The organism is Pseudomonas sp. P7758 (assembly GCF_013386485.1).
Taxonomy (GTDB): domain Bacteria; phylum Pseudomonadota; class Gammaproteobacteria; order Pseudomonadales; family Pseudomonadaceae; genus Aquipseudomonas.
Genome location: NZ_JACARS010000005.1, coordinates 21,300 through 45,951 on the forward strand (window position 1 = coordinate 21,300; position 24,652 = coordinate 45,951).

The 24,652-nt window shown below is 62.9% G+C and carries 28 protein-coding genes; 6 read left to right on the top strand and 22 right to left on the bottom strand.

The genetic code is table 11. The features are described 5' to 3' along the window. Positions 1-153 precede the first annotated feature (153 nt). Positions 154-1,221, top strand: coding sequence for a uroporphyrinogen decarboxylase (hemE, locus tag HX873_RS00625; protein WP_177122242.1), 1,068 nt, complete (start codon positions 154-156; stop codon positions 1,219-1,221). A gap of 53 nt (positions 1,222-1,274) precedes the next feature. Here the strand turns inward: hemE and HX873_RS00630 are convergent, their stop codons facing one another. Further along, entirely contained in the window at positions 1,275-2,492 is a 1,218-nt protein-coding gene (locus tag HX873_RS00630) for an MFS transporter (RefSeq protein WP_371132458.1), read from the bottom strand. 181 nt (positions 2,493-2,673) lie between these two features. On the opposite strand from HX873_RS00630, the gene HX873_RS00635 reads away from it, so the two are divergent. Then, positions 2,674-3,567: a LysR family transcriptional regulator gene (locus HX873_RS00635; RefSeq protein ID WP_003209358.1), complete on the top strand. Its 894-nt coding sequence runs from the start codon at positions 2,674-2,676 to the stop codon at positions 3,565-3,567. Positions 3,568-3,728: 161 nt separating this feature from the next. Here the strand turns inward: HX873_RS00635 and HX873_RS00640 are convergent, their stop codons facing one another. From HX873_RS00640 to HX873_RS00730, 19 genes are all read right to left on the bottom strand, one after another. Then, on the bottom strand, positions 3,729-4,169 hold the full coding sequence (locus HX873_RS00640) for a hypothetical protein (RefSeq protein ID WP_003209360.1): 441 nt from the start codon (positions 4,167-4,169) through the stop codon (positions 3,729-3,731). A 26-nt stretch (positions 4,170-4,195) separates the two neighbouring features. After that, complete coding sequence (locus HX873_RS00645; RefSeq protein WP_177066716.1) at positions 4,196-5,422, bottom strand: beta-ketoacyl-ACP synthase; 1,227 nt, start codon at positions 5,420-5,422, stop codon at positions 4,196-4,198. Then, on the bottom strand, positions 5,422-6,150 hold the full coding sequence (fabG, locus tag HX873_RS00650) for a 3-oxoacyl-ACP reductase FabG (protein ID WP_087692521.1): 729 nt from the start codon (positions 6,148-6,150) through the stop codon (positions 5,422-5,424). Before fabG ends, HX873_RS00645 begins: the two co-directional genes overlap by 1 nt. After that, positions 6,147-6,608, bottom strand: coding sequence for a hotdog family protein (locus tag HX873_RS00655; protein ID WP_177122243.1), 462 nt, complete (start codon positions 6,606-6,608; stop codon positions 6,147-6,149). The genes fabG and HX873_RS00655 overlap by 4 nt, the downstream gene beginning before the upstream one ends. Then, a complete protein-coding gene (locus tag HX873_RS00660; RefSeq protein ID WP_177122244.1) occupies positions 6,605-7,771 on the bottom strand; it encodes a beta-ketoacyl-[acyl-carrier-protein] synthase family protein in 1,167 nt (388 codons plus the stop codon). The genes HX873_RS00655 and HX873_RS00660 overlap by 4 nt, the downstream gene beginning before the upstream one ends. After that, positions 7,768-8,250, bottom strand: a complete 483-nt coding sequence (locus HX873_RS00665) for a hypothetical protein (protein WP_032899865.1) — start codon at positions 8,248-8,250, stop codon at positions 7,768-7,770. The genes HX873_RS00660 and HX873_RS00665 overlap by 4 nt, the downstream gene beginning before the upstream one ends. Further along, positions 8,247-8,981 (bottom strand): class I SAM-dependent methyltransferase, encoded by a 735-nt coding sequence (locus tag HX873_RS00670; protein WP_008439235.1) that lies wholly within the window; start codon positions 8,979-8,981, stop codon positions 8,247-8,249. The genes HX873_RS00665 and HX873_RS00670 overlap by 4 nt, the downstream gene beginning before the upstream one ends. Then, positions 8,978-11,296, bottom strand: a complete 2,319-nt coding sequence (locus HX873_RS00675; protein ID WP_177122245.1) for an MMPL family transporter — start codon at positions 11,294-11,296, stop codon at positions 8,978-8,980. The genes HX873_RS00670 and HX873_RS00675 overlap by 4 nt, the downstream gene beginning before the upstream one ends. Beyond that, positions 11,286-11,948, bottom strand: a complete 663-nt coding sequence (locus HX873_RS00680; RefSeq protein ID WP_043226421.1) for an outer membrane lipoprotein carrier protein LolA — start codon at positions 11,946-11,948, stop codon at positions 11,286-11,288. The genes HX873_RS00675 and HX873_RS00680 overlap by 11 nt, the downstream gene beginning before the upstream one ends. A gap of 32 nt (positions 11,949-11,980) precedes the next feature. Continuing rightward, on the bottom strand, positions 11,981-12,406 hold the full coding sequence (locus HX873_RS00685; RefSeq protein ID WP_177122246.1) for a thioesterase family protein: 426 nt from the start codon (positions 12,404-12,406) through the stop codon (positions 11,981-11,983). After that, a complete protein-coding gene (gene hutH, locus HX873_RS00690) occupies positions 12,399-13,940 on the bottom strand; it encodes a histidine ammonia-lyase (protein ID WP_177122247.1) in 1,542 nt (513 codons plus the stop codon). The genes HX873_RS00685 and hutH overlap by 8 nt, the downstream gene beginning before the upstream one ends. Then, positions 13,924-14,859 (bottom strand): glycosyl transferase, encoded by a 936-nt coding sequence (locus HX873_RS00695; protein ID WP_134325617.1) that lies wholly within the window; start codon positions 14,857-14,859, stop codon positions 13,924-13,926. The genes hutH and HX873_RS00695 overlap by 17 nt, the downstream gene beginning before the upstream one ends. Further along, positions 14,856-15,590 (bottom strand): glycosyltransferase family 2 protein, encoded by a 735-nt coding sequence (locus tag HX873_RS00700; RefSeq protein WP_177008295.1) that lies wholly within the window; start codon positions 15,588-15,590, stop codon positions 14,856-14,858. The genes HX873_RS00695 and HX873_RS00700 overlap by 4 nt, the downstream gene beginning before the upstream one ends. 167 nt (positions 15,591-15,757) lie before the next feature. Next, positions 15,758-17,428, bottom strand: coding sequence for an acyl-CoA synthetase family protein (locus tag HX873_RS00705; protein WP_177080415.1), 1,671 nt, complete (start codon positions 17,426-17,428; stop codon positions 15,758-15,760). Next, a complete protein-coding gene (locus HX873_RS00710) occupies positions 17,425-17,970 on the bottom strand; it encodes a membrane protein (protein ID WP_008439202.1) in 546 nt (181 codons plus the stop codon). Before HX873_RS00710 ends, HX873_RS00705 begins: the two co-directional genes overlap by 4 nt. Next, on the bottom strand, positions 17,967-18,221 hold the full coding sequence (locus tag HX873_RS00715; RefSeq protein WP_003209389.1) for an acyl carrier protein: 255 nt from the start codon (positions 18,219-18,221) through the stop codon (positions 17,967-17,969). The genes HX873_RS00710 and HX873_RS00715 overlap by 4 nt, the downstream gene beginning before the upstream one ends. 9 nt (positions 18,222-18,230) lie before the next feature. Beyond that, positions 18,231-18,500 (bottom strand): phosphopantetheine-binding protein, encoded by a 270-nt coding sequence (locus tag HX873_RS00720; protein ID WP_003209392.1) that lies wholly within the window; start codon positions 18,498-18,500, stop codon positions 18,231-18,233. Continuing rightward, complete coding sequence (locus tag HX873_RS00725; protein WP_177122248.1) at positions 18,484-19,290, bottom strand: 1-acyl-sn-glycerol-3-phosphate acyltransferase; 807 nt, start codon at positions 19,288-19,290, stop codon at positions 18,484-18,486. Before HX873_RS00725 ends, HX873_RS00720 begins: the two co-directional genes overlap by 17 nt. Beyond that, positions 19,266-19,988 carry a beta-ketoacyl synthase chain length factor gene (locus tag HX873_RS00730; protein WP_177022516.1) on the bottom strand — a complete coding sequence of 241 codons (723 nt, stop codon included), beginning with the start codon at positions 19,986-19,988 and terminating at the stop codon, positions 19,266-19,268. The genes HX873_RS00725 and HX873_RS00730 overlap by 25 nt, the downstream gene beginning before the upstream one ends. Positions 19,989-20,336: 348 nt before the next feature. On the opposite strand from HX873_RS00730, the gene HX873_RS00735 reads away from it, so the two are divergent. Then, on the top strand, positions 20,337-21,107 hold the full coding sequence (locus HX873_RS00735) for a ParA family protein (protein ID WP_003209397.1): 771 nt from the start codon (positions 20,337-20,339) through the stop codon (positions 21,105-21,107). Between the two features lie 441 nt (positions 21,108-21,548). Then, positions 21,549-21,797 carry a DUF6124 family protein gene (locus HX873_RS00740; protein WP_003209399.1) on the top strand — a complete coding sequence of 83 codons (249 nt, stop codon included), beginning with the start codon at positions 21,549-21,551 and terminating at the stop codon, positions 21,795-21,797. On the opposite strand, the gene trxC is transcribed toward HX873_RS00740, so the two are convergent. Beyond that, the gene (gene trxC, locus HX873_RS00745) at positions 21,785-22,219 is read right to left on the bottom strand and encodes a thioredoxin TrxC (protein WP_003209402.1); all 435 of its coding nucleotides are present in this window, start codon (positions 22,217-22,219) and stop codon (positions 21,785-21,787) included. The genes HX873_RS00740 and trxC overlap by 13 nt on opposite strands. 235 nt (positions 22,220-22,454) lie before the next feature. Here trxC and HX873_RS00750 point away from each other — a divergent pair, with 235 nt between their 5' ends. Both HX873_RS00750 and HX873_RS00755 read left to right on the top strand, forming a co-directional pair. Then, positions 22,455-22,751, top strand: a complete 297-nt coding sequence (locus HX873_RS00750) for a type II toxin-antitoxin system HigB family toxin (RefSeq protein ID WP_093202502.1) — start codon at positions 22,455-22,457, stop codon at positions 22,749-22,751. Next, positions 22,748-23,149, top strand: coding sequence for a type II toxin-antitoxin system HigA family antitoxin (locus HX873_RS00755; RefSeq protein ID WP_134325620.1), 402 nt, complete (start codon positions 22,748-22,750; stop codon positions 23,147-23,149). The genes HX873_RS00750 and HX873_RS00755 overlap by 4 nt, the downstream gene beginning before the upstream one ends. A gap of 6 nt (positions 23,150-23,155) precedes the next feature. Here HX873_RS00755 and selO read toward each other — a convergent pair whose 3' ends face one another. Further along, complete coding sequence (selO, locus tag HX873_RS00760) at positions 23,156-24,619, bottom strand: protein adenylyltransferase SelO (RefSeq protein ID WP_008439185.1); 1,464 nt, start codon at positions 24,617-24,619, stop codon at positions 23,156-23,158. Between the last annotated feature and the right edge of the window lie 33 nt (positions 24,620-24,652).

Sequence of the window (24,652 nt, forward strand, 5' to 3'; positions counted from 1 at the left end):
CACCGCTTTCGCGAGCAAGCCCGCTCCCACATTTGTTTTGTGGCGCTTTCATATCCGCGACAAATTGACCCGATAGACAAAAGGCACGGCTCTTGCCGTGCCTTTTGCGTCGCGCTCTGAGAAAATGCCCGCACTTTTTTTGCGGATGCCGACATGACTGCCCTCAAGAACGACCGTTTCCTTCGTGCCCTGCTCAAGCAACCCGTGGACGTCACCCCTGTGTGGATGATGCGCCAGGCCGGTCGCTACCTGCCGGAATACCGCGCCAGTCGCGCCCACGCCGGCGACTTCATGAGCCTGTGCATGAACCCGGAGTTCGCCTGCGAAGTCACCATGCAACCGCTGGACCGCTATCCACAGCTGGATGCGGCCATCCTGTTCTCCGATATCCTGACCATCCCTGACGCCATGGGCCAGGGCCTGTACTTCGAAACCGGCGAAGGCCCGCGTTTCAAGAAAGTCGTCAGCACCCTGGCCGACATCGAAGCCCTGCCGATCCCCGATCCCCACAAGGACCTGGGCTACGTCATGGATGCGGTCAGCACCATCCGCCGCGAGCTGAACGGCCGCGTGCCGCTGATCGGCTTCTCCGGCAGCCCGTGGACCCTGGCCACCTACATGGTCGAAGGCGGCTCGTCGAAAGACTTCCGCAAGACCAAGGCCATGCTGTACGACAACCCGCAAGCCATGCACCTGCTGCTGGACAAGCTGGCGCAGTCGGTCACCTCCTACCTCAACGGCCAGATCATGGCCGGCGCCCAGGCGGTACAGATCTTCGACACCTGGGGTGGCAACCTGTCGGCGGCGGCGTACCAGGAGTTCTCCCTGGCCTACATGCGCAAGATCGTCAGCGGCCTGATCCGCGAACACGAAGGCCGCAAGGTGCCGGTGATCATGTTCACCAAGGGCGGCGGCCTGTGGCTGGAAAGCATCGCCGACGCCGGCGCCGACGCGCTGGGCCTGGACTGGACCTGCGACCTCGGCGAAGCCCGTCGCCGCGTGGGCAACAAGGTTGCGCTGCAAGGCAACATGGACCCGACCGTGCTGTACGCCAAGCCGGAAGCCATCCGTACTGAAGTGGGCCGCATCCTCGCCAGCTACGGCAAAGGCAGTGGTCACGTGTTCAACCTTGGCCACGGCATTACTCCGGAAGTTGATCCGGAGCACGCAGGCGCGTTCCTGCGGGCGGTGCACGAGTTGTCGGCGCCGTATCACGAGTGATCGCGCGGCAATGAAAAAGCCCGGCAGATGCCGGGCTTTTTTGTGAGCGGTGATTAAGCCTTGGCTTCCTGCAACGGCGGCAACTTCGCCAGCTTCAACGCCACCAGCAACGCGACGATCAACAGCGCGACGATAAACCCGCCAATCCCGTTCCACCCGGCGTAGTGCCAGAAAAACCCGCCCGCCGTCCCCGCAATACTCGACCCCACGTAGTAACTGAACAGGTACAGCGACGACGCCTGGCCCTTGGCTTTCAGCGCGCGGCGGCCGATCCAGCTGCTGGCCACCGAGTGGGCGCCGAAGAAGCCGAAGGTGAAGATCAGCATGCCGGGCACTACCAGCCACAGCGGGGTAAACAGCGTCAGGGCGATGCCGCCGAGCATCAGCACGATGGTGCCCCAGAGCACTCGGCGACGGCCCAGGCGGTCGGCCAGGGAGCCGATTTTCGCCGAGCTGTAGATACCCGAGAGGTAGACCAGCGACAGCAGGCCTACCACGGCCTGGCTCAAATCGTACGGGTCCGCCAGCAAGCGGTAGCCGATGTAGTTGAACATCGTCACAAAGGCGCCCATCAGCACGAAGGCCTCGAGGAACAGCCACGGCAGGCCGGCGTCCTTGAAGTGCATGGTGAAGCCGTCCACCAGGCTGCGCGGGTGCAGGGTGCTGGCGCGGAAGTTGCGCGACTCGGGGAGGATCTTCCAGAACACCGTGGCTGCGATCAGCGCCAGGGCGCCAATGATCAGCATCGCCGTGTGCCAACTGACGAAGTCGATCAGCACACCGATGATCAAGCGCCCGCTCATGCCGCCAATGGCGTTACCACCGATGTACAAACCCATGGCCAGGCCGATGTGTTGCGGGTGGATCTCTTCACTCAGGTAGGTCATGGCCACCGCTGCCAGGCCGCTGAGGGACAGGCCCACCAGTGCGCGCATCAGCAGGATGCCTTCCCAGCTTGGCATCAAGCCGCTGGCGATGGTGCACAGTGCGGCGCAGAACAGCGCGGCAACCATCACCGGCTTGCGCCCCAGGGTGTCGGAAATCGGCCCGGTGATCAGCAGGCCAATGGCGAGCATGCCGGTGGCCACCGAGAGAATCAGGCTGCTTTGCGCGGCATTGATGGAAAATTCGTGGGACAGCGCCGGCATCATCGGCTGTACGCAGTAGAGCAGGGCGAAAGTGGCGAAACCGCCGGAGAACAGCGCCAGCACCGTGCGCATGAACATCGGGGTGCCTTTTTCGATGTACTGCTCGTTGAGCTGTGCCACCACTTCATCGAGGGCGGTGGGCGGTACTTCTTGAGCAAGCGGAGCGACAGCAGATTTCACGCGGGACCTCGGGGAGGAAAGACTGCCAGGGCTGGCAATGCAAAAAAGAATATAGCTCCCTATTGATTCTTTCCAATATATTGTTCGACCTGTTTAAGAGCTTTTACGACCTAATGAGGTTTTCATGGAATTGCGCCACCTGCGTTACTTCATCGCCGTGGCTGAAGAGCTGCATTTTGGCCGCGCCGCGCAGGTGCTGGGGATCTCCCAGCCGCCCCTGAGCCAGCAGATCCAGGCGCTGGAGCAGGAGATAGGTGCGCGGTTGTTTGAGCGTACCAATCGTCGGGTCGAGCTGAGCGAGGCCGGCAGGTTGTTCCTGCAAGAGGCGCGGTTGGTGCTGGCGCAGGTGGATAAAGCGGCGGACGTGGCGCGTCGGGCGCAGCTGGGGGAACTGGGGGAGTTGAAGATTGGCTTCACCTCTTCTGCGCCGTTCAACTCCAGCATCCCACAGGCGATCTTCGCGTTTCGCCAGGCATTCCCGGCGGTGCATTTGAATCTGCAGGAGATGAGCAGCACGGAGGTGGCCGAGTCGCTGGTGGATGAGTCGATTCAGGTGGGGTTGATGCGACCGTTGCCGTTGCCCGATTCCTTGAGCGTCGTGGAGCTGATGCGCGAGCCCTTGGTGGCCGTGCTGAACGCCGGGCATCCGTTGGTGGAGGGCAGTGAGCGGGGTTTGCACCTGGCGCAATTGGCCGAAGAACCGTTTGTGTTTTTCCCGCGGACTTACGGCAGCGGGTTGTATGCCCAATTGATGAGCCTGGCGCGTGATGCCGGCTTCAGCCCGCACTTCGCGCAGGAGGCCGGGGAGGCGATGACCATCATCGGCCTGGTGGCGGCGGGGTTGGGTGTCTCGGTGTTGCCGGCGTCGTATCAGCGGATCCGCATTGATGGCGTGGTGTATCGCACGTTGCTGGATCAGGAGGCAGTGACGGCGGTGTGGCTGGTGCAGCGCAAGGGCCAGCAGACGCCGATGGCCAAGGCGTTTGTCGAGCTGCTGACCCGCAAGGCATTGGTATGACCGACGTATAACCTGTGGCGAGGGAGCTTGCTCCCGCTGGGCTGCGCAGCAGCCCCAAAACCCGACGACTAAGTTTTACCAGACAACCTTCAATCGCAGGTTTCAGGGGCGCTTCGCGCCCCAACGGGAGCAAGCTCCCTCGCCACAGGGAAGCGGGTGTTTCAGTTCTGCTTCGACGTCCCGGTCTGCTGGAGCAACTGCGCCGTGTCACTCACACCATTGGTGCGCAACGCCGCCAGGATGTCACGGTCCAGCATGCTCACCCAGCGGTTGTAGTTGCGGTGAATCTTGCCGTCTTTGTAACCCAGGTCGCGGCTGTCGCGGTAGGTGATGGCGTAGCTGGTGGCGGTGTAGCGGATGTCGATTTCAGCGTGGAACTGGTTGCGCACGTTGATCTCGGCCTGCACCAGTTGCGGGCTCAGGCGCTGCACCACCCATTGGCGTTTGTTCAAGGCCGCGATAATGGTCTGCTTCATTTTTTCTTCGTTGACCTGCGGGTTCGCCGGCAAGTCGTGCTGGGTGTTGAGCACCGGTTTGTTGGTGCAGCCAGCGGTGGTGAGCAGGGCCAAAGCGACCAGTGTTGCGCGTAGCAGGGAAGACATTCCATTTCTCCAGTCAGTAAAAAAACTTAGACCCAGCGGCGGAAGATCAGCGAAGTGTTGACGCCGCCAAAGGCAAAATTGTTGTTCATCACGTAGTCGCTGTGCAGCTCGCGGAACTCACCTTGCAGGTAGTCCAGCTCGCCGCAGCGCGGGTCGACCTCGTCGAGGTTGAAGGTGTGCACGTATTGGTTGCGGTTCATCATCTCGATGCTGAACCACGACTCCAGCGCGCCGCATGCGCCCAGGGTATGCCCAAGGAAACTCTTCTGCGAACTGATGGGCATGCGGCTGCCGAACAGGCTGCTGGTGGCCAGGGTTTCGGCGATGTCGCCCTGGTCGGTGGCGGTGCCATGGCCGTTCACATAGCCGATCGCGTCGGGCGCAAGCCCCGCATCTTCCAATGCCAGTTCCATGGCGCGGCGCATGGTGGCCTGTTCCGGGCGGGTGGTGTGCTGGCCGTCGGCGTTGCTGCCGAAGCCGACGATTTCGGCGTGGATATGCGCGCCACGGGCCAGCGCATGTTCCAGTTCTTCGAGCACCAGGATGCCGCCGCCTTCGCCGATCACCAGGCCGTCGCGGCCACTGTCGTAGGGACGCGGGCTGGTTTGTGGTGCATCGTTTTTCAGGCTGGTGGCGTACAGCGCATCGAACACCATGGCTTCGGTAGGGCACAGCTCTTCGGCGCCACCTGCCAACATCAGCGGCAGGCGGCCGAACTTGATGGCTTCATAGGCGTAGCCGATGCCCTGGCTGCCGCTGGTGCACGCGCTGGACGTGGGGATCAGCCGGCCGGTGAGGCCGAAGAAAATGCTGATGTTCGCCGCTGTGGTGTGGGGCATCATCCGCACGTAGGAGTTGGCGTTCAGCCCCTCGGCCACCGAGTTCAGCAGCATATTGCCGAAGGCCTTGATCTCGTCGGTGCTGCCGGTGGACGAGCCACAGGCCACGCCCATGCGCCCGTCCTTGATCGACTCGTCGCCCAGCAAGCCGGCGTCTTTGAGCGCCTGCTCCGCCGCCCATACCGCCAGCCGGGAAACCCGGCCCATGCTGCGCAGTTGCTTGCGGGTCCAGTGGGCGGGCACCACGAAATCATCGATCGGCCCGGCCAGCCGGGTGTTCAGTTCGGTGAAACGGTCCCACTCGTCCATGCGCCGGATGCCGCTGCGGTTGGCGCGGAAGTTGGCGGCGATGGTTGCCCAATCGCTGCCCAGGGACGTAACGCCGGCGATGCCGGTGACCACCACACGTTTCATCAGCACAGGCCTCCATTCACGGCCAGCACTTGGCGGGTGATGTAGCCGGCTTCTGCCGACATCAGGAAATTCACCGCCCCGGCGACTTCTTCCGGAGTGCCCATGCGCTGGGCGGGGATCATTTTCATCAGCTCTTCCACCGGTACGTTTTCATCGAGCATCGCGGTGTCGATCAGCCCGGGGGCCACGCAGTTGACGGTGATCTTGCGCTTGCCCAGCTCGATGGCCAGGGCCTTGGCGGCGCCGATCAGGCCGGCCTTGGACGCGCTGTAGTTGACTTGGCCGCGGTTGCCGATCAGCCCGGATACCGAGGTGATGCACACGATCCGCCCGGCGGCGCGACGACGAATCATCGGCATCATCACCGGGTGCAGCACGTTGTAGAAACCGTCGAGGTTGGTGCGCATCACCACGTCCCAATCGTCTTCCGACAGCGCTGGAAACGCGCCATCGCGCGTCAGGCCCGCATTGAGCACCACGCCGTAATACGCGCCATGGGCTTCCACGTCGGCTTCAAGGATCTCCTTGCAGCTGGCGCGGTCCGCCACATCGAATTGCAACACCCGGGCCTTGCGCCCCAGCGCTTCGATTTCGACCTGCACCGCATCCGCCTCGGCACGCCCGCTGCGGCAGTGCAGCACGATGTCGTGCCCGGCCTGGGCCAGGCGCACAGCGATAGCGCGGCCGATGCCACGGCTGGAGCCGGTCACCAATACGGATTCAGTCATGGCGTGGTGTCCTTCGATTCATCTAAATAGTTGGCCGCCTGGGGCGGTCGAAATACGTTCAAGCGCGCGCTGGCCTGGATGCCGTCGCCGGTGAGGTGGCATTCGAACACACCCATGCCGTTGTCGTCTTCCAGGGAGCGCAGGCCGTGGATGGTCAGCTCGGTGCCTGCGGGAAAGTGCTCAACGTTGCACTCGAACTTGCGCGTGCCCAGCAGGAAGCCCAACTCCACGGCTTCACCTTTCTGGCGCGCGTGGCAACCGGCGTAGGCCGCGACGCTTTGCGCCATCAACTCAATGCCGACCCACGCGGGCAGGCTGCCATCGGCGCGGTTGAAAAGACCGCCGGGCTTGACCGTCAGGCGGGTCTGGATCTGTTCTTCATCAAAGCTCAGGACCTGATCGATCAGGATCATGTCACCGGCGTGGGGCAGCAGTTCGGCGAGCGGCCAATCAGTCATGGGGCGTCTCCGATAATCAGGCTGACGTTGTTGCCGCCGAAGGCAAACGAGTTGCTCATCAGGCAGCGTTTTTCCAGGGCGTCGCCGGGCGACGCCCACTTCAGTACGGGCAGGTCGGGGTCCGCCTGGCCATCCCAGACATGCGGCGGCACTACGCCTTCTGCCAGGCTCAGCCAGCAGAACGCCGCTTCCAGGGCGCCAGCGGCGCCCAGGGTGTGGCCGGTCATGGGTTTGGTCGAGGAGCAGGCTACGCCGTCCGGGAACAGGGCCGCGACCGCCAGGCTTTCCATGGCGTCATTGTGCTGCGTGGCGGTGCCGTGCAGGTTGAGATAGCCAATTTGTCCGGGCGCCAGTTGTGCGCTGGCCAGGGCCTTGCGCATCGCTTGCAACGCACCCTTGCCGGCAGGCTCGGGGGCGGAAATATGGTGGGCGTCGCAACTGGCGCCACTGCCCAGCAGTGCGACCGGCGCCGGGGTTTTGCTCATCAGGAACAACACGGCGGCTTCGCCGATATTGATGCCGTTGCGGTTCAGCGAAAACGGATTGCAGCGCTCTGCCGAAACCGCCTCCAGCGACGAAAAACCATTGAGGGTCAGCTTGCACAGCGTGTCGACGCCACCGCAGATCACCGCATCGCACACGCCCAGGTCCAACAGGCGTTGGGCACTCATCAGCGCTCGTGCGCTGGAGGTGCAGGCGGTGGAAATCACGTAGGCCGGGCCGCTCAGTTGCAGCCAGTCGGCGAGGAAATCGGCCGGGGCGCCAAGCGCCTGTTGCTGATAGTCGTAGTCGGCGGGGAACTGGTTTTCCCGCAGATAGTGGGCGATGCCACGGCTGGCTTCATCGATGCCCGAGGTGCTGGTGCCGAGCACGATGCCAATGCGCGACGCGCCGAACGTCTGGATCGCTTGCCGGATCTCGTCGTCAATCTGCAACGCGGCTTCCAGCAGCAACTGGTTATTGCGGCTGCGATGGGATTCCAGCCCGGGCGGTATCGCCGCCAGTTCACCGTGCACAGCGGCCACCGGCAACACACGCTCCGGCACCCAGCCGCTTTCGGCGCGCATGCCGGAGCAGTCGCCGGCAAACAGGCGGCGGCTGACTTCGCGCTTGTCGCGGCCCAGGGCGCAGATCACGCCGAGGGCATTGAGGTAGGCGCTCATCGGGCAGCCCCAAGCGGCGAGATGTGGTAGGTCAGGTGTTGCCCGATCACGTCCACGCGAAACACCAGGGAGGAGTGATAGGTGATCTTCCAGTGGGACGGCAGGGTGCGGATCAGGTCCATTTCCTGGGTGCCGGGGTACAGCCTGGAAACTTCATCCGCCGAGGTCAGGGCGAACAACAGCGCGGCAAACAATTCACGCGCCTGGGGATTGGGCGGCAGCAGACCGTCGGCCTGCCAGGCGCCATTGATCAGCATCTGCCGAGCCTGGGGAATGCCCAGCGGGTCCATCATCGACCAGCGAATCCCGCCGCCTTCGCGCTGCATCACCAGCAACCAGTCCTGGCGTTGGCCATCCTGTTCGCGCTGCACATGCAGTTGCAACGGCAGGCTCAGCACCGGGGTTTTCGACGGCAACGGCGGCTGGCTGGCGCACGCGCCCAGCAGCAACAGGCAGCCGATCAACAGCATTCGGATCATGTTTCAGCGCTCGCCAGAGGTTTGCGGGCGACCACGTTGACCAGGGTTTCTTCGCGCTGGCCGGCCGGTTTTGGCTGGCGCAGGCCCCAGCGCTCAAGCAGGCCGAAATCGGTGGCGCGGCTCCACCACAGGTACGGGTACGAGACGTTCTGCGGGCCGAACTCAAAGCCCTGCTCGCGAATCATCTCAAGGTACTCCTCGGCGCTTTTCTGCACATGCATCGGGTGACGAAACAGCCAGCGGATTACCCAGGTGTCGATATAGGCCTCGGTGGATTCGGCAAACAGCAGGTAGCCGCCCGGCTTGAGCACCCGATAGAACTCTTTCAGGGCGCGATGCTGTTCCACCAGATGATGGAAGGTCTGGTGACAGAACAGTACGTCGACACTGGCGTCGGCCACGTCGAGGGTCGCGCAGTCGCTGCCGATCAACTCGATGGCGATGCCCTGGCGCGCGGCTTCGGCGCGGCTCAGGTCGAGGCTGTGGGGGTCGGCGTCGAGGCCGATCAGGCGGTCGGGGGCGAACACCTGCTGCAGGTACTGGAACGACTTGCCCTGGCCGCAACCAGCGTCCAGCAGCACCGGGGCAACCGGCAGCGGGTCGCTGAACAGGCTGCGCAGGTCGTTGATGGCCACGCGCAGCACATGGTGCTGCCAGGTGTGGCTGCGCAGGAACCAGAAGCCGAATTTGGTTTCTTCGACGTAGTTTTTACTCAGGTATTGGCTGCTCATCTTATCTTCCTTGTCCCGGACGGGCTGGCCCACGGCGCCAGCATGAAGCTGAACGCCAGCCCCAGGCTCACCGACAGCCCAAAATTACTCACCGCCGGTGTGCTGGAAATAGCCAGCAGGCCGAACGATAGCCAAGTAGTCACGGCCGCCAACAGTGTGCCCAACAGGCTCACGGCGGCGCCGCCAATTTGTTCACGCATCAGGATCGCGTAGTCGACGCTGATGGCGGTCACCAGCAGCAGGCCGAACAGGCTGAACAACGTCAGCGGCTGCCCCAGCCAACCCAGGCTGGCCAGGCTGCACAGCGCCGCCAGCAACGGCAGGGCGACGATGCGCAAGGCGCCGCCGAAGCCGAACGGCAGGATCAGCAGCAGTACGATCAACACGCAGGACATCAATTTCAATTCCGCCGCGCTGATCTGTGTGGCGGCGAACACCTGGTTCAAGTCGCCGAGGCGATCCACCAACTGCACGCCGGGCAGATCCAGGGCCTGCACCCGCAGCAAGGCCGGGTTGTTCAACCCTTGCAGGCTCACCATCGCCGCCACGCCACCGTCGACATTCCCCAGCCACAGCGTGCGCCATGGCTCGGCCAGCGGGCCGACCAGTGCTGCGTCGATGTCTTCGGTGGGCAAGGCCTGCAACTGGGCCAGCTCGGCTTGCAGCGCGCTGGCGGGCACACCGAGGTCCAGCAATGGCTGCCAGTACTGCGGCAGCTGTTTCAGGGCCTCGCGCAGTTGCTGTTGCTCCGCCGGCGCGCTGACCAACTGGTTGAGCGCCAGGTAACCCTGGAGCTTGTCCATGTTCACCAACTGATCCAGGCGCTGGCTCAGCGCGGCCTGGCGTTCCAGCAACTGCTGCTGGTTGTCCGCCCGCACCAGGAAGAACTGGCTGGTGGGCTGGAACCCGGTAATCCGCGCAACGGCCTGGGCTTCCTGCAGCAACTGCGGTGGCGCACCGATCCACTGGCGGATATCGTTTTTGCTGTTCAGGTGCCACAGCCCACCGGCGCAAAACACCAACACCAGTATCAACAACACCGGGCTTGGCAGGCGCTTGAGCAGCGACTCGCGCACGCTCAGCAGGAACTCGGCAATGCGCAGGGGCCATTGCGCCGGGCGCAGCTCGACGCCTTTGAGCAAGGCCGGCAACAGGCACACGGCCGACAGGTAAGCGCCCACCAGACCGGCAGCGGAGAACACCGCGATTTGCGTCAGCGCCGGGAACGGCGTCCACGCCAGGGCCAGGTAACCGATGCAACTGGTGGCCAGGCTCAGGCTCAGGCCGGGCAAGGTCAGGCGCAAGGCCGGCCAACTGCGCCAAGGGCTCATGCTCCAGCTCTTGGACAGGTAATGCAGCGGGTAATCCACCGCCACGCCGATCAGGCTCGAGCCCAGCACCAGCGTGATCACATGCATATGCCCGAACAGCGCCACACAGGCCACCGCACCAAACAGCATGCCCACCAGCACCGGCACGAACGCCAGCAACACCCGCCAGCGGCGGAACGCAAGCAGCAGCAATAACAGGATGCCTACCGTCGCGCCGCCGCCGACCCAAGTGATTTCCCGCGTGGCCTGCTGCTGACCATTGGCTGCATACAGCAGGCCGCTGGCGGCGAGCAATTGCGCGCCTTGCTGGTCGGCCTGCTCGCGGCTGGCCTTGAGCAGGTCAGCCACTTGCAGCGGCAGTTTCATGTCGAAGGCATTGCCGGTGGTGCGGGCCCGCAGCAGTACCCAGCTTTTGCCGTCGGCATCGGCGATCAGCGCGCCGCTGCCGATATCCAGCTGCACCGAACCGTGTTGCGGCTGGCTGTTCTGGATGCGCCCGGTGAGGCCCAGCCAATCGTCCTGGCTCGGCACCAGGCTGAAGCCGGTGAACGGGTCGAACAGCGCCTGAACCCGCTGCTGAATAAACGCCTGGGGCTCGTCGATCAGTTGCTCGCGATCCTTGGCCGAGAGCATCGCCAGCCGGCCTTGCAGCAACTGCTGACGCAGGGCCGGCAGGTCGGCTTGGAGGTTCCACTGGACCTTTTCAAACAGGCCGCTGGCTTGCCAGGCTTCGCCCAATTGCGTCGCCATGGCCACGGCTTTTTGTCGATCGGCATGCCCCACCAGCACCAGCATTTCGCGGTTCAGCGGTTCCTGCATGCGCTGTTCGGCCCGCAGCTCCAGCGCATCCGGCGCGGTGCCGGGCACCAGTTCCATCAAATTCGCCGACAACGGCGCGCCATGGCGCCATTGCCAACCCGCCAGGGCCAACACGGCCACCAGCAGGATCAGGAACAGGCGCGGCAACCAGCGTTCACTCGGCAAAGTCGTGTTGCTCCGCGTCGCTCAAGGGCTGGCTGCTGGTGCTGTCCTGCATGCGCAGTACGGTGCTGTCGCCCTGGGTTTCCAGCAGCTCGATCTTCTGCACCAGTTCGCCGCCGTCGATATTGATTTGGGTGAACACCTGCTTGAGCAGCAGCGAGCGCGGGATCAACGTGAGTTTCCACTGCTGGGCTTCGCCTTGCAGTTGCAGCTCGAAGTCACGCTGCAAGCCGCTGCTGTCGCCCTGCAACACGGCGAGGAACAAACGGTTCTGCTCGGCGCCGGCGCTCTTGTTCGGCAGCAATTGCCAGCCGTTGGCGTCACGCCGGGCGATGCCGTTGGCGCTGATGCGGTAGTCCTGTTGCAGCGGGGTTTTCAGCAGCCACAGCAGGCCGTGGTCCTTGGCCAGGACGAAGGTGCCCTTGCTGGTCAGCGGCTGCGGCAGCGCGCGCAGGTGTTTTTCCTGGATGAAGTTGCCGTGGATCACCGACGGTTTTGCCAGCTGATCGCTGAGTTGTTGCAGGTCGAAAGCATGGGCCAGGCCTGGAATGCTTAACAACAGGATTAGCGCGGTCCTTGTGGGAGCGAGCTTGCTCGCGAAGAACCTGAGGGCGCCGAGAAGTGTCAGGCGTCTCGCGTTATCGTTGACGACCATCGCGGGCAAGCCCGCTCCCACAGGGTTGTGTGTCATGACAGCGCCCTCTCGACTGCGTCGACAAATACCTTCGGCGAGGCCAACTGCATTTCGCGACTGGCAATTTCCACCGCCAGTTGCACAGTGCTGGCGCGGGTCAGGCGTTTACCGGTGGCCTTGTCGCTGATCAGGTAATTGACCTTCAAGCGGTTCTCCCACTCCACCAGGCTGGCGCGCACGTTGATAGTCTGGCCGAAGGTCGCGCCGCGCACATAGCGCAGCTGCATGTCGATCACCGGCCAGGCGTAGCCCGCTTGCAGCATCGCCGTGTAGTTGTGGCCGAGCTTGTCCAGCAAGGCGCAGCGGGCGACTTCCAGGTACTTTACGTAGTGCCCGTGCCACACCACGTTCATGGTGTCGATGTCGAAAAACGGCACGAGGATTTCAGTGTCGCAGTGCAACACGCCGGGGCTACGCATGCAGCCTCCAGTGTTGCTCGGCGATGCGTTTCAGGCACAGGCGCAGTTCGCCTTCCAGGGCGCGGTCTTCGATGACCGGCGGGAAGTCCTTGGCCAGCTCGATTTGCATGGCGGCCAGCGCCGGCGGCAGCGGGCGCGCATCTTCAGCCTGGGCCCGCAGCCATACGCCCTGATTAGCGGCGAGCAAGGTGGCGGCGGCGACTTGTTCGGTCAGTTCCAGCACACGAATCGCATCGCGGGCGGCGATGGTGCCCATGCTCACCTTGTCCTGGTTGTGGCACTCGGTGGAGCGCGAGAACACGCTGGCCGGCATGGTGTTTTTCAGCGCTTCGGCGGTCCAGGCGCTGGTGCCGATCTGCACAGCCTTGAAGCCGTGGTTGATCATCGCCCGCTCGGCTGGCGCACCGGACAAATTGCTCGGCAAGCCGTGGTTGTAACGCACGTCCACCAGCAGCGCGAGCTGGCGGTCCAGCAGATCGGCGACGTTGGCCACCAGGGTCTTGAGGCTGTCCATGGCGAAGGCGATGTGGCCGCCGTAGAAGTGGCCGCCGTGCAGCACGCGTTCTTCTTCGGCGTCGATGATCGGGTTGTCGTTGGCGCTGTTGAGTTCGATCTCGATGAACGAACGCAACCAGTTCAGGCTGTCGGCCAGCACGCCCAGGACGTGGGGCGCGCAGCGCAGGGAGTAACGGTCTTGCAGGCGATGCAGCGGCGCGGTCGGCGCGTCAATCGCCAGATCCTTGCGCAGCCAGGCGGCGACTTGCATCTGCCCCGGGTGCGGCTTGGCGGCGAACAGGCGCTCGTCGAAATGCTCCGGGTTGCCTTGCAGCGCCACCACGTTCAGCGCGGTGATGCGCGTGGCCAGTTGCAGCAGGTAGTCGGCGCGGGCGAAGGCCAGGCAGGCGAGGCCGGTCATCACGGCGGTGCCGTTCATCAGTGCCAGGGCCTCTTTCGGGCGCAGTACCAGCGGGTCCCAGCCCAGCTCGCTGTGCACCTCCGACGCCTGGCGGCGTTCGCCACGGAACATCACTTCGCGCTCACCAGACAAGGTTGCGGCCACGTAGGACAGCGGCGTCAAGTCACCGCTGGCGCCCACCGAGCCCTCTTCCGGAATCAGCGGCAGCACGTCGAATTCCAGGAACGCGTGCAGGCGCTCCAGCAACTCCACGCGCACGCCCGACACGCCATGGCACAGCGACTGCAACCGCGCCGCCAGCACCGCGCGGGTGGCTTGCGCATCCAGCAACTTGCCCAGGCCGCAGCCGTGGAACGTGTAGAGGTGGCGGGGCAGCGCTTCGACGTGCTCCAGCGGCACCGCCACCACGCACGAGTCGCCGTAGCCGGTGGTCACGCCGTAGATCACGCCTTCCTTGTCCAGCAACGAATCCAGGAACTGCGCGCCCTTGGCGATGCGCTGGCGGTACTTGGCATCAGCTTGCAGTTGAGTCGGCGCCTGACGGTTGGCCAGGGCCAGCACGTCTTCGATGCGCAGGGGAATTTCGCCGAAGGTTACCGGCTCAAGATGCGTCGTCATCGGTCTTCCAGAAAGGGTAAAAGTTGAACCATTGTTGGGGCGCTTCCAGGCAGAACTGGCCCAGGCGCTCGGCGTAGCGGGCGGTCCATTGTGCGATCACCTGCGGGCGGTCGCTGCGTTTCCATTCGATCAACTGGGCAAACGGCTCGATGATCAGGCGATAACGGCCTTGATGCTTCAAGCACATCAGCAGGTTGACCGGGCATTTCAGCAAACCGGCCAACAGCCACGGGCCTTGGGGGAAGGCGGCGTCATGGCCGAGGAAATCCACGCGCACCGTACGCCCGCCATGCAGCGGTACGCGGTCGCCGGCAATCGCCAGCCACTCGCCGTCGTCGAGGCGCTGGCTGAGCAGCATCATCACTGCCGGATCAAGTTCGCTGACCTGGATCAGGCGCAGATTGGTCGCCCCGGCTTCGCCCAGAATCCGGTTGAAACGTTCAGCGTGCTTGGTGTGCACCAGCACGTTCATGGTGACCTTTTCGCCCAGTTCGGCGAGGGCGCGGCACACCTCAAGATTGCCCAGGTGCGCGCCCACCAGCATCTGCCCGCGTTCGCTGCGCAGCTGGCCGCGCAGTTGGGCCGGGTCGATGATTTCGATCTGCTCCAGGCGCAGCTTGCCGTTCCATACGTCGAGCTTGTCCAGCAGGGCGTCGGCGAACGCCATGAACTGGCCGAAGACGCTTCTGTGGGTAGGGCGCAGGTCGTCGCGCCGGCTCCAGTCGGCCAGGCGCTGCTGGTATTGCCAGGCGCTTTGGCGGGCCGTGCGGCCGAACAGAAAGAAGTAGAAAACGATGCCGTAGAGCAGCGGGCTCAGCAGCCGGCGCCCGAGGACCTTGGCGGCGAAGGCGGTGAATTTCATCAGCCAGAAGCTGCCGCGCTCCTCGCGGTCGGCCCAGTGCTTGGTGTCCTGGCTCATGCCTGCCACCGGCGCCAGAGGATCATCGGCGCGCGCACCAACATGCCGAAGAACAGCCGGGTGTGCATCGAGGAAATCAGCGCGTTGTCGTGGAACAGGCGAAAGTGCGACAGGCCGTCGGCGGGGTAGTGCACCTTGGTCGGCAGCCAGCGCATCGGCTGGTTGCGCCAGGCCAGTCGCACCAGGATGTCGGAGTCGAAATCCATGCGTTTGCCGATGTTGGCCGAGTCCATCAAGGCCAGGGTCGGTGGCAGTGGGTACACGCGAAAGCCGCACATGGAATCGCGGATCTGCAGCGACAAGGTGTTGATCCACACCCAAACGTGGGTCAGGTAGCGCGCGTAAAGGCGGCCCTTGGGCACGCTGTCGTCGTATTCCGGGTAGCCGCAGATCACCGCATTCGGGTGGGCGCGGGAGGCGTCGAGGAAGGTACCGACTTCCCGCAGGTCGTGCTGGCCGTCGGCGTCCACTTGCAGGGCGTGGGTGAAGCCCAGGCGTGCGGCTTCGCGAAAGCCGGCCATGACGGCGGCGCCTTTGCCCTGGTTGGCGGGCAGGGTCAGCAGGGACACGTTGTCGAGGGTTGCCAGTTGCGCCAGCACGGCGGCGCAGGCGGCGCTGCTGCCGTCGTCTACCAGCAGGCATGGCAGGCCGCTGTCCAGCACGGTGCGCACCACGGCGGGCACGGCGGCTTCGTGGTTATAGACCGGGATCAAGGCGCAGGGCTTATGCATAACAGGTACCCCATTGGCAGAAGCGCTGTGCGTGGCGAGGGAGCTTGCTCCCGCTGGGCTGCGAAGCAGCCCCAACACAGGCGACCGAGACCTGCCTGATAAACCACAGTGCCTGGGTTGGGAGTGCTGCGCACTCCAGCGGGAGCAAGCTCCCTCGCCACAAAAGCTTAATCACTGACCCTCCCCAGCACGATCCGCCCACTGGAGCAGGCGGCCGCCTCATTGCGGTAGGCGAAGTACAACTTGCCGCGCTCCTGGTCGAACCGCAGGTGCAGTTCGATCCGGTCATCCGGGCGTACCAGTTGCTGGAACTTGAGCACCTCCATCCCGGCGAACGGCCCCGGCAGCTTGAGCAGTTGCTGGCCCAGGCTCAGCGCCCAATCCACTTGCACCACGCCCGGTAGCACCGGGGTTTGCGGGAAGTGGCCGCTGAAGTAGGCGAGGTCCGGCGGGATCGCCAGTTGCAGGGTCCATTCACCGTTGGCTTCGACTTGTTCCAGTACTTCCGGGGCTTTCGGGCGCGGTGCCAGCAGCAGGGCTTCGACGTCGGCCTGGGGCAGCTTGCCTTGGGTGTTCAGCGGCAATTGGCGCAACAGGCGCCAGCGGCGGGGCAGCGCCAGGGCTTCGCAGTGTTGGCTCAAGTGCTGGCGCAGGGTTTGGGTGACGGTGCGTCGGCCCTGGTTACGCAGGGCATGCAAGCCGTCTGCGCTGAGCACCACGAGGGCGCCGAGGGAGGCGCGGTTTTCCTGCACCACGCCCAGGCGCGTTTCAGCGACCCAGGCATGGTCCATCAGCGCCTGTTCCAGCATCGGCAGGGAGATGCGTTTTTCTTCCAGCTTGACGATGCGGTCCAGGCGGCCGAGCAATTCGAAGCGGCCGTCGGCGTGGATGGTGGCGGCGTCGGCGGTCTGTTCGACATGGCCGGCGGGCAAGTATGGCGAGGCGATGCGCAAGGCGCCGTCGGCGTCCTGGCTCAGCTGCACGTCGGCAAACGGCTGCCACGGTTGTTCGCCCTGGCGCCAGGCGATGCCGCCGGTTTCCGAGCTGCCGAGGATTTCCGTCGGCCATTGCTGCAAACGCTGATGCAGGCTGCCGGCGGCTTCAAGGGGCAAGGCGCCGCCGGAGGAAAACACCCGTTTGACCGGTGTAAGCGCTGGCCAGTCGAGGTTGTCACCCATGCGCTTGAGGAGCGCCGGGCTGGCGACCCAGGCAAATTGCGCATGCTCCCGGCTGGCGCGCTGCAAGTCCTCGGGAAATGCCAACTGTTGGCGCACAAAGGTGCGCCCGGCACACAACGGCCACAGCACCCGGAACAGCAAGCCATAGATATGCTGGGTGGCGACGCTGCCGATGATGCAGGCCTCGCCGAGGTCGGCGCCCCACAGGGTTTCCAGCGCCTGGACCTCGTTGGCCATCTGGCGCAGGGTTTTGTCGATGCGCTTGGGTTCGCCGCTGGAGCCGGAGGTGCACAGGCTCAGGCAGCAGGCATCCAGGTCCAGGGCTGCGGCGCTTGATGGCGCTTGATACAGCGCGTCCAAGTCGCTGGCCTCGGTCAACCAGGCGTCGACGGCATCGTCCCAGCGTTGGCGCGTTTGTGGTTGCAGGTCGGCAGGCAACAACACGCTGACGCCTGCTCGCCACGCACCCAGCAGGGCGATCGCCAGCAAGCCGGCATCTTCCAGGTACACCGCCAGGCGCTGGATGCCCCGGGCTTGCAACCCGGCGGCCAGGCTCAGGGACTTCTCCCACAGGTGTGGGTGATCCAGGGCAGGTTCGGTGGTCACCAAACGCTGCTCCACAGGCTCAAGCAGCAAGTGCTCAAGATTCAACCAATTCATACGCGGCCTCGAACCCTTTGTCGTACCAGCCATTCCACGGCAAACAACAGCCCCATCAGCCCGTAGGCGATCATGCCGTTGTACAACGTCCACCAACTCAGCGGCGCCCACAGGGTGAGCGCGGCGGCGAGCAGGCCGTTACACAGGAAAAATACACTCCACACCACGGTGACCTGGCGGGTATACACAATCGCTTCTTCGGGCAGTTGCGGCTCGCTCATGCGCGCCAGGCGCTCGACCATCGGCGGCCCGTATTTCAGGCTCAGGCCGAACAGTGCCAGCATGAAGGCGCTGACCAGGCTCGGGTACCAGCGCAGCATCTGCGGGTTGTCGAACCAGGCGAGCAGCAGACAAAAGACAATGATCGCCGCCGCCATCCAGCGGCTGCCCGGGCGCCTGGCGCCGGTCAGGGCGCGCAACAGCCACAGGCTGCCCAGCAGCAGGCCAAATTGCCACGGGGCAAAATGCTCAGTGCCGTAATACACCGCAAAAGGGTACAGCAGCCCCGCCAGCAACAGGCCAAGGCCGATCAGCCGGCTCATGCGGCCGGTTGAACCAGACGGTAGACCGCCTCGACCACGTCATTCACGGTACGCACGGCCTTGAACTCTTCGGCGGCGATTTTCTTGCCGGTCTGGCGCTTGATGTGGTCGATCAGGTCCACTGCATCAATGCTGTCGATTTCCAGGTCCTGGTACAGGTTGGCGTCGAGCGTGACGCGTTCCGGTTCCAGTTCAAACAGTTCCACCAGGGCGTCGCGCAAGGTGTTGAAAATATCGTCACGAGTTTGCATGGTACGGTCTCAAGCTGCCTGTCGGGCCGTGACGAACGCCGCGAGGCTGGCCACGTTGGTGAAGTGATTGCGGGTGTCCTTGGCGTCGGCATCGATCTTGATGCCGTACTTTTTCTGGATCGCCAGGCCCAATTCCAGGGCGTCGACTGAATCCAGGCCAAGGCCTTCGCCGAACAGGGTTTGCTCGTTGCCGATGTCGCTCTCGCTGATGTCTTCCAGGCCCAGGGCCTCGATGATCAGCGTTTTTATGTCGTGCTCAAGGCTATGTGGGTTGCTCATCTTCGGCGAGCTCCTTAATAAAATACTGGTGCAGGTAATCGTTGAGCTTGCGTGATGCCTGGGGCGCGGGCCCTTGTGCGGCAAACGCCTGTGGTTCTATATCGGCACCCACGCGCAAACTGAAGTGAAAGCGGCGATTCGGGATGCGATACCAGGGTTCGGCCTTGGTCAGGGTGGTGGGGCTGACCTTGATCACTACCGGAGTGATGATGCTCGCACCGCGCAGGGCAATGGCGGCGGCGCCGCGATGAAAGGTCGGTGCCTGGCCCGGTGAGGTGCGGGTACCTTCCGGGAAAATGATCAGGGTCTGGCCGTCCCGCAGGGCATCGGCGGCGGCGTCGAGCATGTCGGCGCTGCCGTCGTTGCTGATGTAGCCGGCGTCGCGCACCGGGCCCCGGGTGAAGGGGTTCTGCCACAGGCTCTGCTTGACCACGCAGTTGGTCTGGCGCATCTGGGCGATCAGGAACACCACGTCCACCAGCGATGGGTGGTTGGCAATGATCATCTGGCCCGGGCGGCCGAGCTTTTCCGCGCCTTCGACGCTGTAGGTCAGGATGCCCAGGCGCATCATCATGCGGATAAACAACCAGAACAGGCAGCTGATGGTGTGGCGGGCGCGTCGCTGATGCTGTTTGGCATCACCCGGCAGGCAACTGAGCAGCGGAAACACCAGGACACGCAGGCACAGGCCGCCGAGGCCAAACAGGGCGAAGGCGGTGGCAGTGGCGAACAGGCGCCAGTAGTAGGCCTTCCGAGGCTTTTCGGTCAGGACTTGCGTTGCCAGTTCCATACTCGGTTCTTCCAGGCATGTTGGCAGGCGCCCTCTTCGTTCAGCAGGGTGCGCAGCAGGTTCAGGGCGTGGGGCCACTGGGCTTTGGTGGTGGGTTGGACAGCGGCTGTATTCAGTTCCAGCTGCCACTCGTCGCCCGGTGTCAGCAGCAGGCCGAGGGCGTAGGGGAAGGGCACGTCCTCGATCCAGCGCGCATAGGCTTCGGGGGGCTGTTCCTCGGTAATGATCAGCAATACAGCCGGTGCGCCTTCATTGAGCAGGGCAGCGGCTTCGAGCATGCCGTGCTCCAGGCCATCGCCGGCGGCGGCGAGGGCAGTCATTTCACTGGTTTCATTGCGCAGGATCGACCACAGGCCAATCACCGCGTTATGCACCGACAGGCTGAACTGGGTCGGCGACAGGGGCTCGTCGTTGGCCAGGTCGCTGAGAATATCGAGGGTGCGTGGGGTTTCGCCGTGACGGGAAACAAACACCAATGGCAACTGTTGCAAGCCTTCGGCCAGGGGCCAGCCCACACTGAAGGCCATGCGCGCCAGGCGGCTCAGGCGCCGGCGCTGCATGGCCGGCAGGAAGGACACATCGGGTGCCGCGTCGGTGCGGGCGAGCAATGTCGGCTGCCGGCACCAGGTGCGCCAGTCGTCCGCGCTTTCGAGCCCGGGAGCCCAGGCGCGCCATTGGGCGATGTTGAAATTGATCACTGAGAAGTTATCCCGCCCCTGCGGGCTTCCTTGTGCGGCCATTGGCCCCGAATACCGGGACAGGGTGCAATCGCCGAATGGCGCGCATTATCCCGGTGCTGCGGGGTTCTAGCAAACTTTGGTAAAGAATTGTTCACGGATGATTACAAATTCGCTGGAAAGAATTACCGATTGTCCATCATGCAGGTAGGGCAGCAGGTGTCAGGCAATTCCTGCTTTGTCGGACAGACGGGAAATTGTTATGCGAGATAGAGCCTCTGATGCTGTAGTACAGGAACAAACGAGGTAGCTAACGGGCGCTTTTGCCCTCTACACTCGGGTCATTCATTGATACACGGAGGTTTTTCCATGCGGCGCGTGGTGTTCAACCAAAAAGGCGGTGTTGGCAAGTCCAGCATTGCCTGCAACCTGGCGGCGGTCAGCGCCAGCGAAGGCTATCGAACCCTGTTGGTGGACCTCGATGCCCAGGCTAACTCTACCCAGTACCTCACCGGGCTGACCGGCGACGATATCCCCATGGGAATCGCCGACTTCTTCAAGCAAACCCTGTCTTCCGGGCCGTTTTCGAAGAAAAACCAGGTGGATATCTACGAAACCCCGTTCGACAACCTGCACGTCATCACCGCCACCGCGGAACTGGCAGACCTGCAGCCCAAGCTCGAGGCCAAGCACAAGATCAACAAGCTGCGAAAGCTGCTGGATGAATTGAGCGAGGACTACGACCGGATCTACCTGGATACGCCGCCGGCGCTGAACTTCTATGCCGTTTCAGCGCTGATTGCCGCTGATCGCGTGCTGATCCCCTTCGATTGCGACAGCTTCTCCCGCCAGGCGCTGTATGGCCTGTTGGCCGAGATCGAAGAATTGAAGGAAGACCACAACGAAGGGCTGGAAGTGGAAGGCATCGTGGTCAACCAGTTCCAGGCCCGGGCGAGCCTGCCGCAGCAGATGCTGGATGAATTGATTGCCGAAGGGTTGCCGGTACTGCCGGTGTACCTCACCAGCTCGGTGCGCATGCGTGAATCGCACCAGGCGAACATGCCGCTGATCCACCTGGACCCACGGCACAAGCTGACACAGCAGTTTGTGGAATTGCATAACTTGCTGGAAAACGCGTGATTTAGCAGGCAACACATCACCCATGTGGGAGCGGGCTTGCTCGCGAATGCGGTGGATCAGTCGAATTCTCTATTGACTGACTCACCGCATTCGCGAGCAAGCCCGCTCCCACATTTGGTCTTTGTTCCTACAGGGAAATCGTCGTCTTGCGCCGTTGCCTACAGTTACGCCAGAATCCGCCGGCTTGTGCGTCTGGATGGGCGTCTCTAAGGTTGCTCGGTCGCTGAATTCTCAGTGATCGGGTTTAGTAGCCCGAGTGTTTGTCGTTAAGTGCATAAGCTTCATCTTTCAGGCGCTGAGTCTGTGCTTGATGGTAGCTGTGCGTAGGGCGTCTTCGGGCGCGCCGGCTTCGACATTTCCCGGTCTACTAACCTGCGTACAGCTGCCACCCTAATTCGTTTAGTAGCGATCAGATGGCGGCTCCAATCAGGAATGTCGACCATGTTTAAAGCTACTCCAAATCCCCCGTCGTACCTTTTTACAGTCAGCCCCGGCCAAGCCACCGAAACCCTGATCCTCAATACCTACGAAACCTTCTCCTCAGTCACCACCCTCCTGCTCGACCTTTCCGACGACCTCACCGGCAAGCAGCGCGATGTCGCGTTGGCCATTCATCAGTTGAGCGAATTGGGCGTATTGCTGATGGGGCAAGTGATGGACCGGGGTGTCCCGTTACCTCAAACGCCCTGACTGCGCAGCCAGCTCATCAACTGCGGTAACGGAAACGCACCGCTCTGACGCGCCACTTCCCGGCCATTCTTGAACAGGATCAGGCTGGGAATCGAGCGAATCCCCAACTGAGCGGATAACTGCTGATTGGCCTCGCTATCGAGCTTGGCCAATCGACACTTCCCGGCCAACTGCCCGGCGGCCTGCTCAAACACCGGCGCAAACGACTTGCACGGCCCGCACCATTCGGCCCACACGTCCACCAGCAACGGCAGGTCGCCTTTGATCTGGCTGGCGTAATCGCCCTGTTTCAGCTCAAAGGGTTTGCTCAGCAGCACCGGTTGCTTGCAGCGCCCGCACTTCGGCGCATCGCCCAGGCGTTCATTGGGGATGCGGTTGAGACCGTTGCAGTGGGGGCAGGGAATTACTAGAGAGTCGGACATGCTGGGCTCCGTGAAAGTGGCCAATGGGTTCTATTTGGAGCCGGGAAGGGTGTTTATCAAGGTTCGACGCTAGTGACGTACGCGTTCACATTTTTGGTGGTGACTTCTATCGCGGCGTATCTAGGCTGTTGAAGGGTGCTTGGAATTGCGCCACTGGTCCGCCAAGGAATATCGCAGATTGCGATATTTTTTCGGCAAGACTAACCTTCATAGCAAGATGCGATAAGGATGTTGCATGCGAGTGATCAGCGAAAAAAGGATATGGGAAGCGAAAGAAAGATGGCCGCATTCAGCCACGGCACTGGATGAGTGGTATCGCAGAATGAAACGCAACAGTCCCGCCGACTTTGCGTCGATGAAAGGAATGTTCCCTGCAACAGACAAAGTCGGGCAGTTCCATGTGTTTGACATCGGGGGCAATAAGCTGAGGTTGATTGCCTTCGTGCATTACCAAGTACAACGAATTTATATCAAGTACCTGTTCGATCACCGTGAATATGAGCAAGGTAAATGGAAGGAGAAAATCAGATGAGCGCACTCATCAGGCAGGCTGCCGAACACTGGCAATTTGTTTCGTCATTGCTGCGCAAGCCAAGAAACGAGGCGGACTACGATACCTTGGTCAGCGCCCTCGACGAATTGCTGGACCTGATAGGCGAAGATGAATCCAGCCCGCTCATGAGCCTGGTGGATATCCTCAGTGACTGGATCGAGGCCTACGATCTCGAGCACCGGCCGATGCCCGTTGCCAGTGGCGTTGAAGTGCTACGTTCAATGATGCGAGAGCATGGCTTGACCCAAAGTGATCTCCCGGGCGTTGGTGCGCAGTCGGTTGTCTCTGAAGTACTTAGTGGCAAACGCCAGCTCAACCTGCGGCAGATTCGTTGGCTGGCGGAGCGCTTTGGGGTTTCAGTGGAGACCTTTATCTAGGTCGCGCTATGAAGAACAACTAATCTCCAAATGCTTCCCCCAATCCGGCGGCCGCTGGGCGTATTGTTCCATCCCCGGCTGCTCTTCAAACGGTTTGGTCAGCACTTCATGCAGCCGGCGCACTTCGCTGTAATCCCCAAGCTCCGCCGCCTGGATGGCGTTCTGCGCCAAATAGTTGCGCAGGATATAAAGCGGATTCACCCCATGCATCCGCTCACGTCGCTGTTCTTCTGTGCCGCTGGCGTCGCGCTCCACGCGCGCCTTGTACAGATCCGCCCACCCATCAAACCCCTTGAGGTCGACAAAGTCGTCGCGCAACCGCGCCACGGCCAATGCGGCGGATTCATCCCCCAGCCGGCGGAAGAACAGGGTGTAGTCGACGCCGCTGTTCTGCATCAGTTGCAGCAGGCGCTCCACCAGTTTCTGATCGTCATCTTCGGCGGTGGTGAGGCCCAGTCGGCGGCGCATCAGGTCCAGGTAGTGGGCCTGGAACAACGGCAGATACAGCCCCAGCGTTTCCCGCAGCGCCTCGACGCTGATAAACGGCGTCAACGCCTGGGCCAGTGCGCTCAGGTTCCACTGCCCGATCGGCACCTGGTTGCTGAAGGAATAACGCCCTTCATGGTCGGAGTGGTTGCAGACGAACTGCGCGTCGAAATCGTCCAAAAATGCAAACGGCCCGAAGTCGAAGGTGATGCCGAGGATCGACATGTTGTCGGTGTTCATCACTCCATGGCAGAACCCATAGGCCTGCCACTTGGCGATCAACTCGGCATTACGCTCGACGATTTCGCGGAACATCGCCAGGTACGGCTCGGGCTGTTCCATGCATTCCGGGAAGTGCAGGGACAGCACGTGCTCCGCCAATTGCTTCTGCAATTCAGGCTTCTTGGTGTAGTAGAAATATTCGAAATGCCCAAAGCGCACGTGGCTGTGGGCCAGGCGCAGCACCATGGCGGCGCGCTCCTGTTTCTCGCGCCACACCGGCGTGGTGGAACCGATCACACACAGTGCACGACTGCTGGGAATGCCCAGCGCATGCAGTGCTTCCGACGCCAGGAACTCCCGGATCGACGAGCGCAACACCGCACGACCATCGCCCATGCGCGAGTACGGGGTTTGCCCGGCACCCTTGAGGTGCAGGTCCCAATGCTCGCCGGCCTGGTTGTACACCTCGCCCAGCAACAATCCGCGGCCATCCCCCAGTTGCGGGTTGTACGAGCCAAACTGATGCCCGGAATAGATCATCGCCCGCGGCTCGGCCTCGGCCCACAGCTTGTGCCCGCCGAACAGCTCGGCAAACACCGGCGTTTCGGCCACGGCGGGGTCGAGATCCAGCAGCGCCATGGCTGCCTCGCTCGCCACCACTAAACGCGGTTCGTCGATGGGCTCGGGCAGCACATGGGTTGAGAAACCGTCGCCCAGGCGGGCGAAGCGGTTGTCGAAGGTCAGTTCGTCGAGGGCTTTCAACGGCCATCTCCTGAGCAGAATGTCCGACCATTC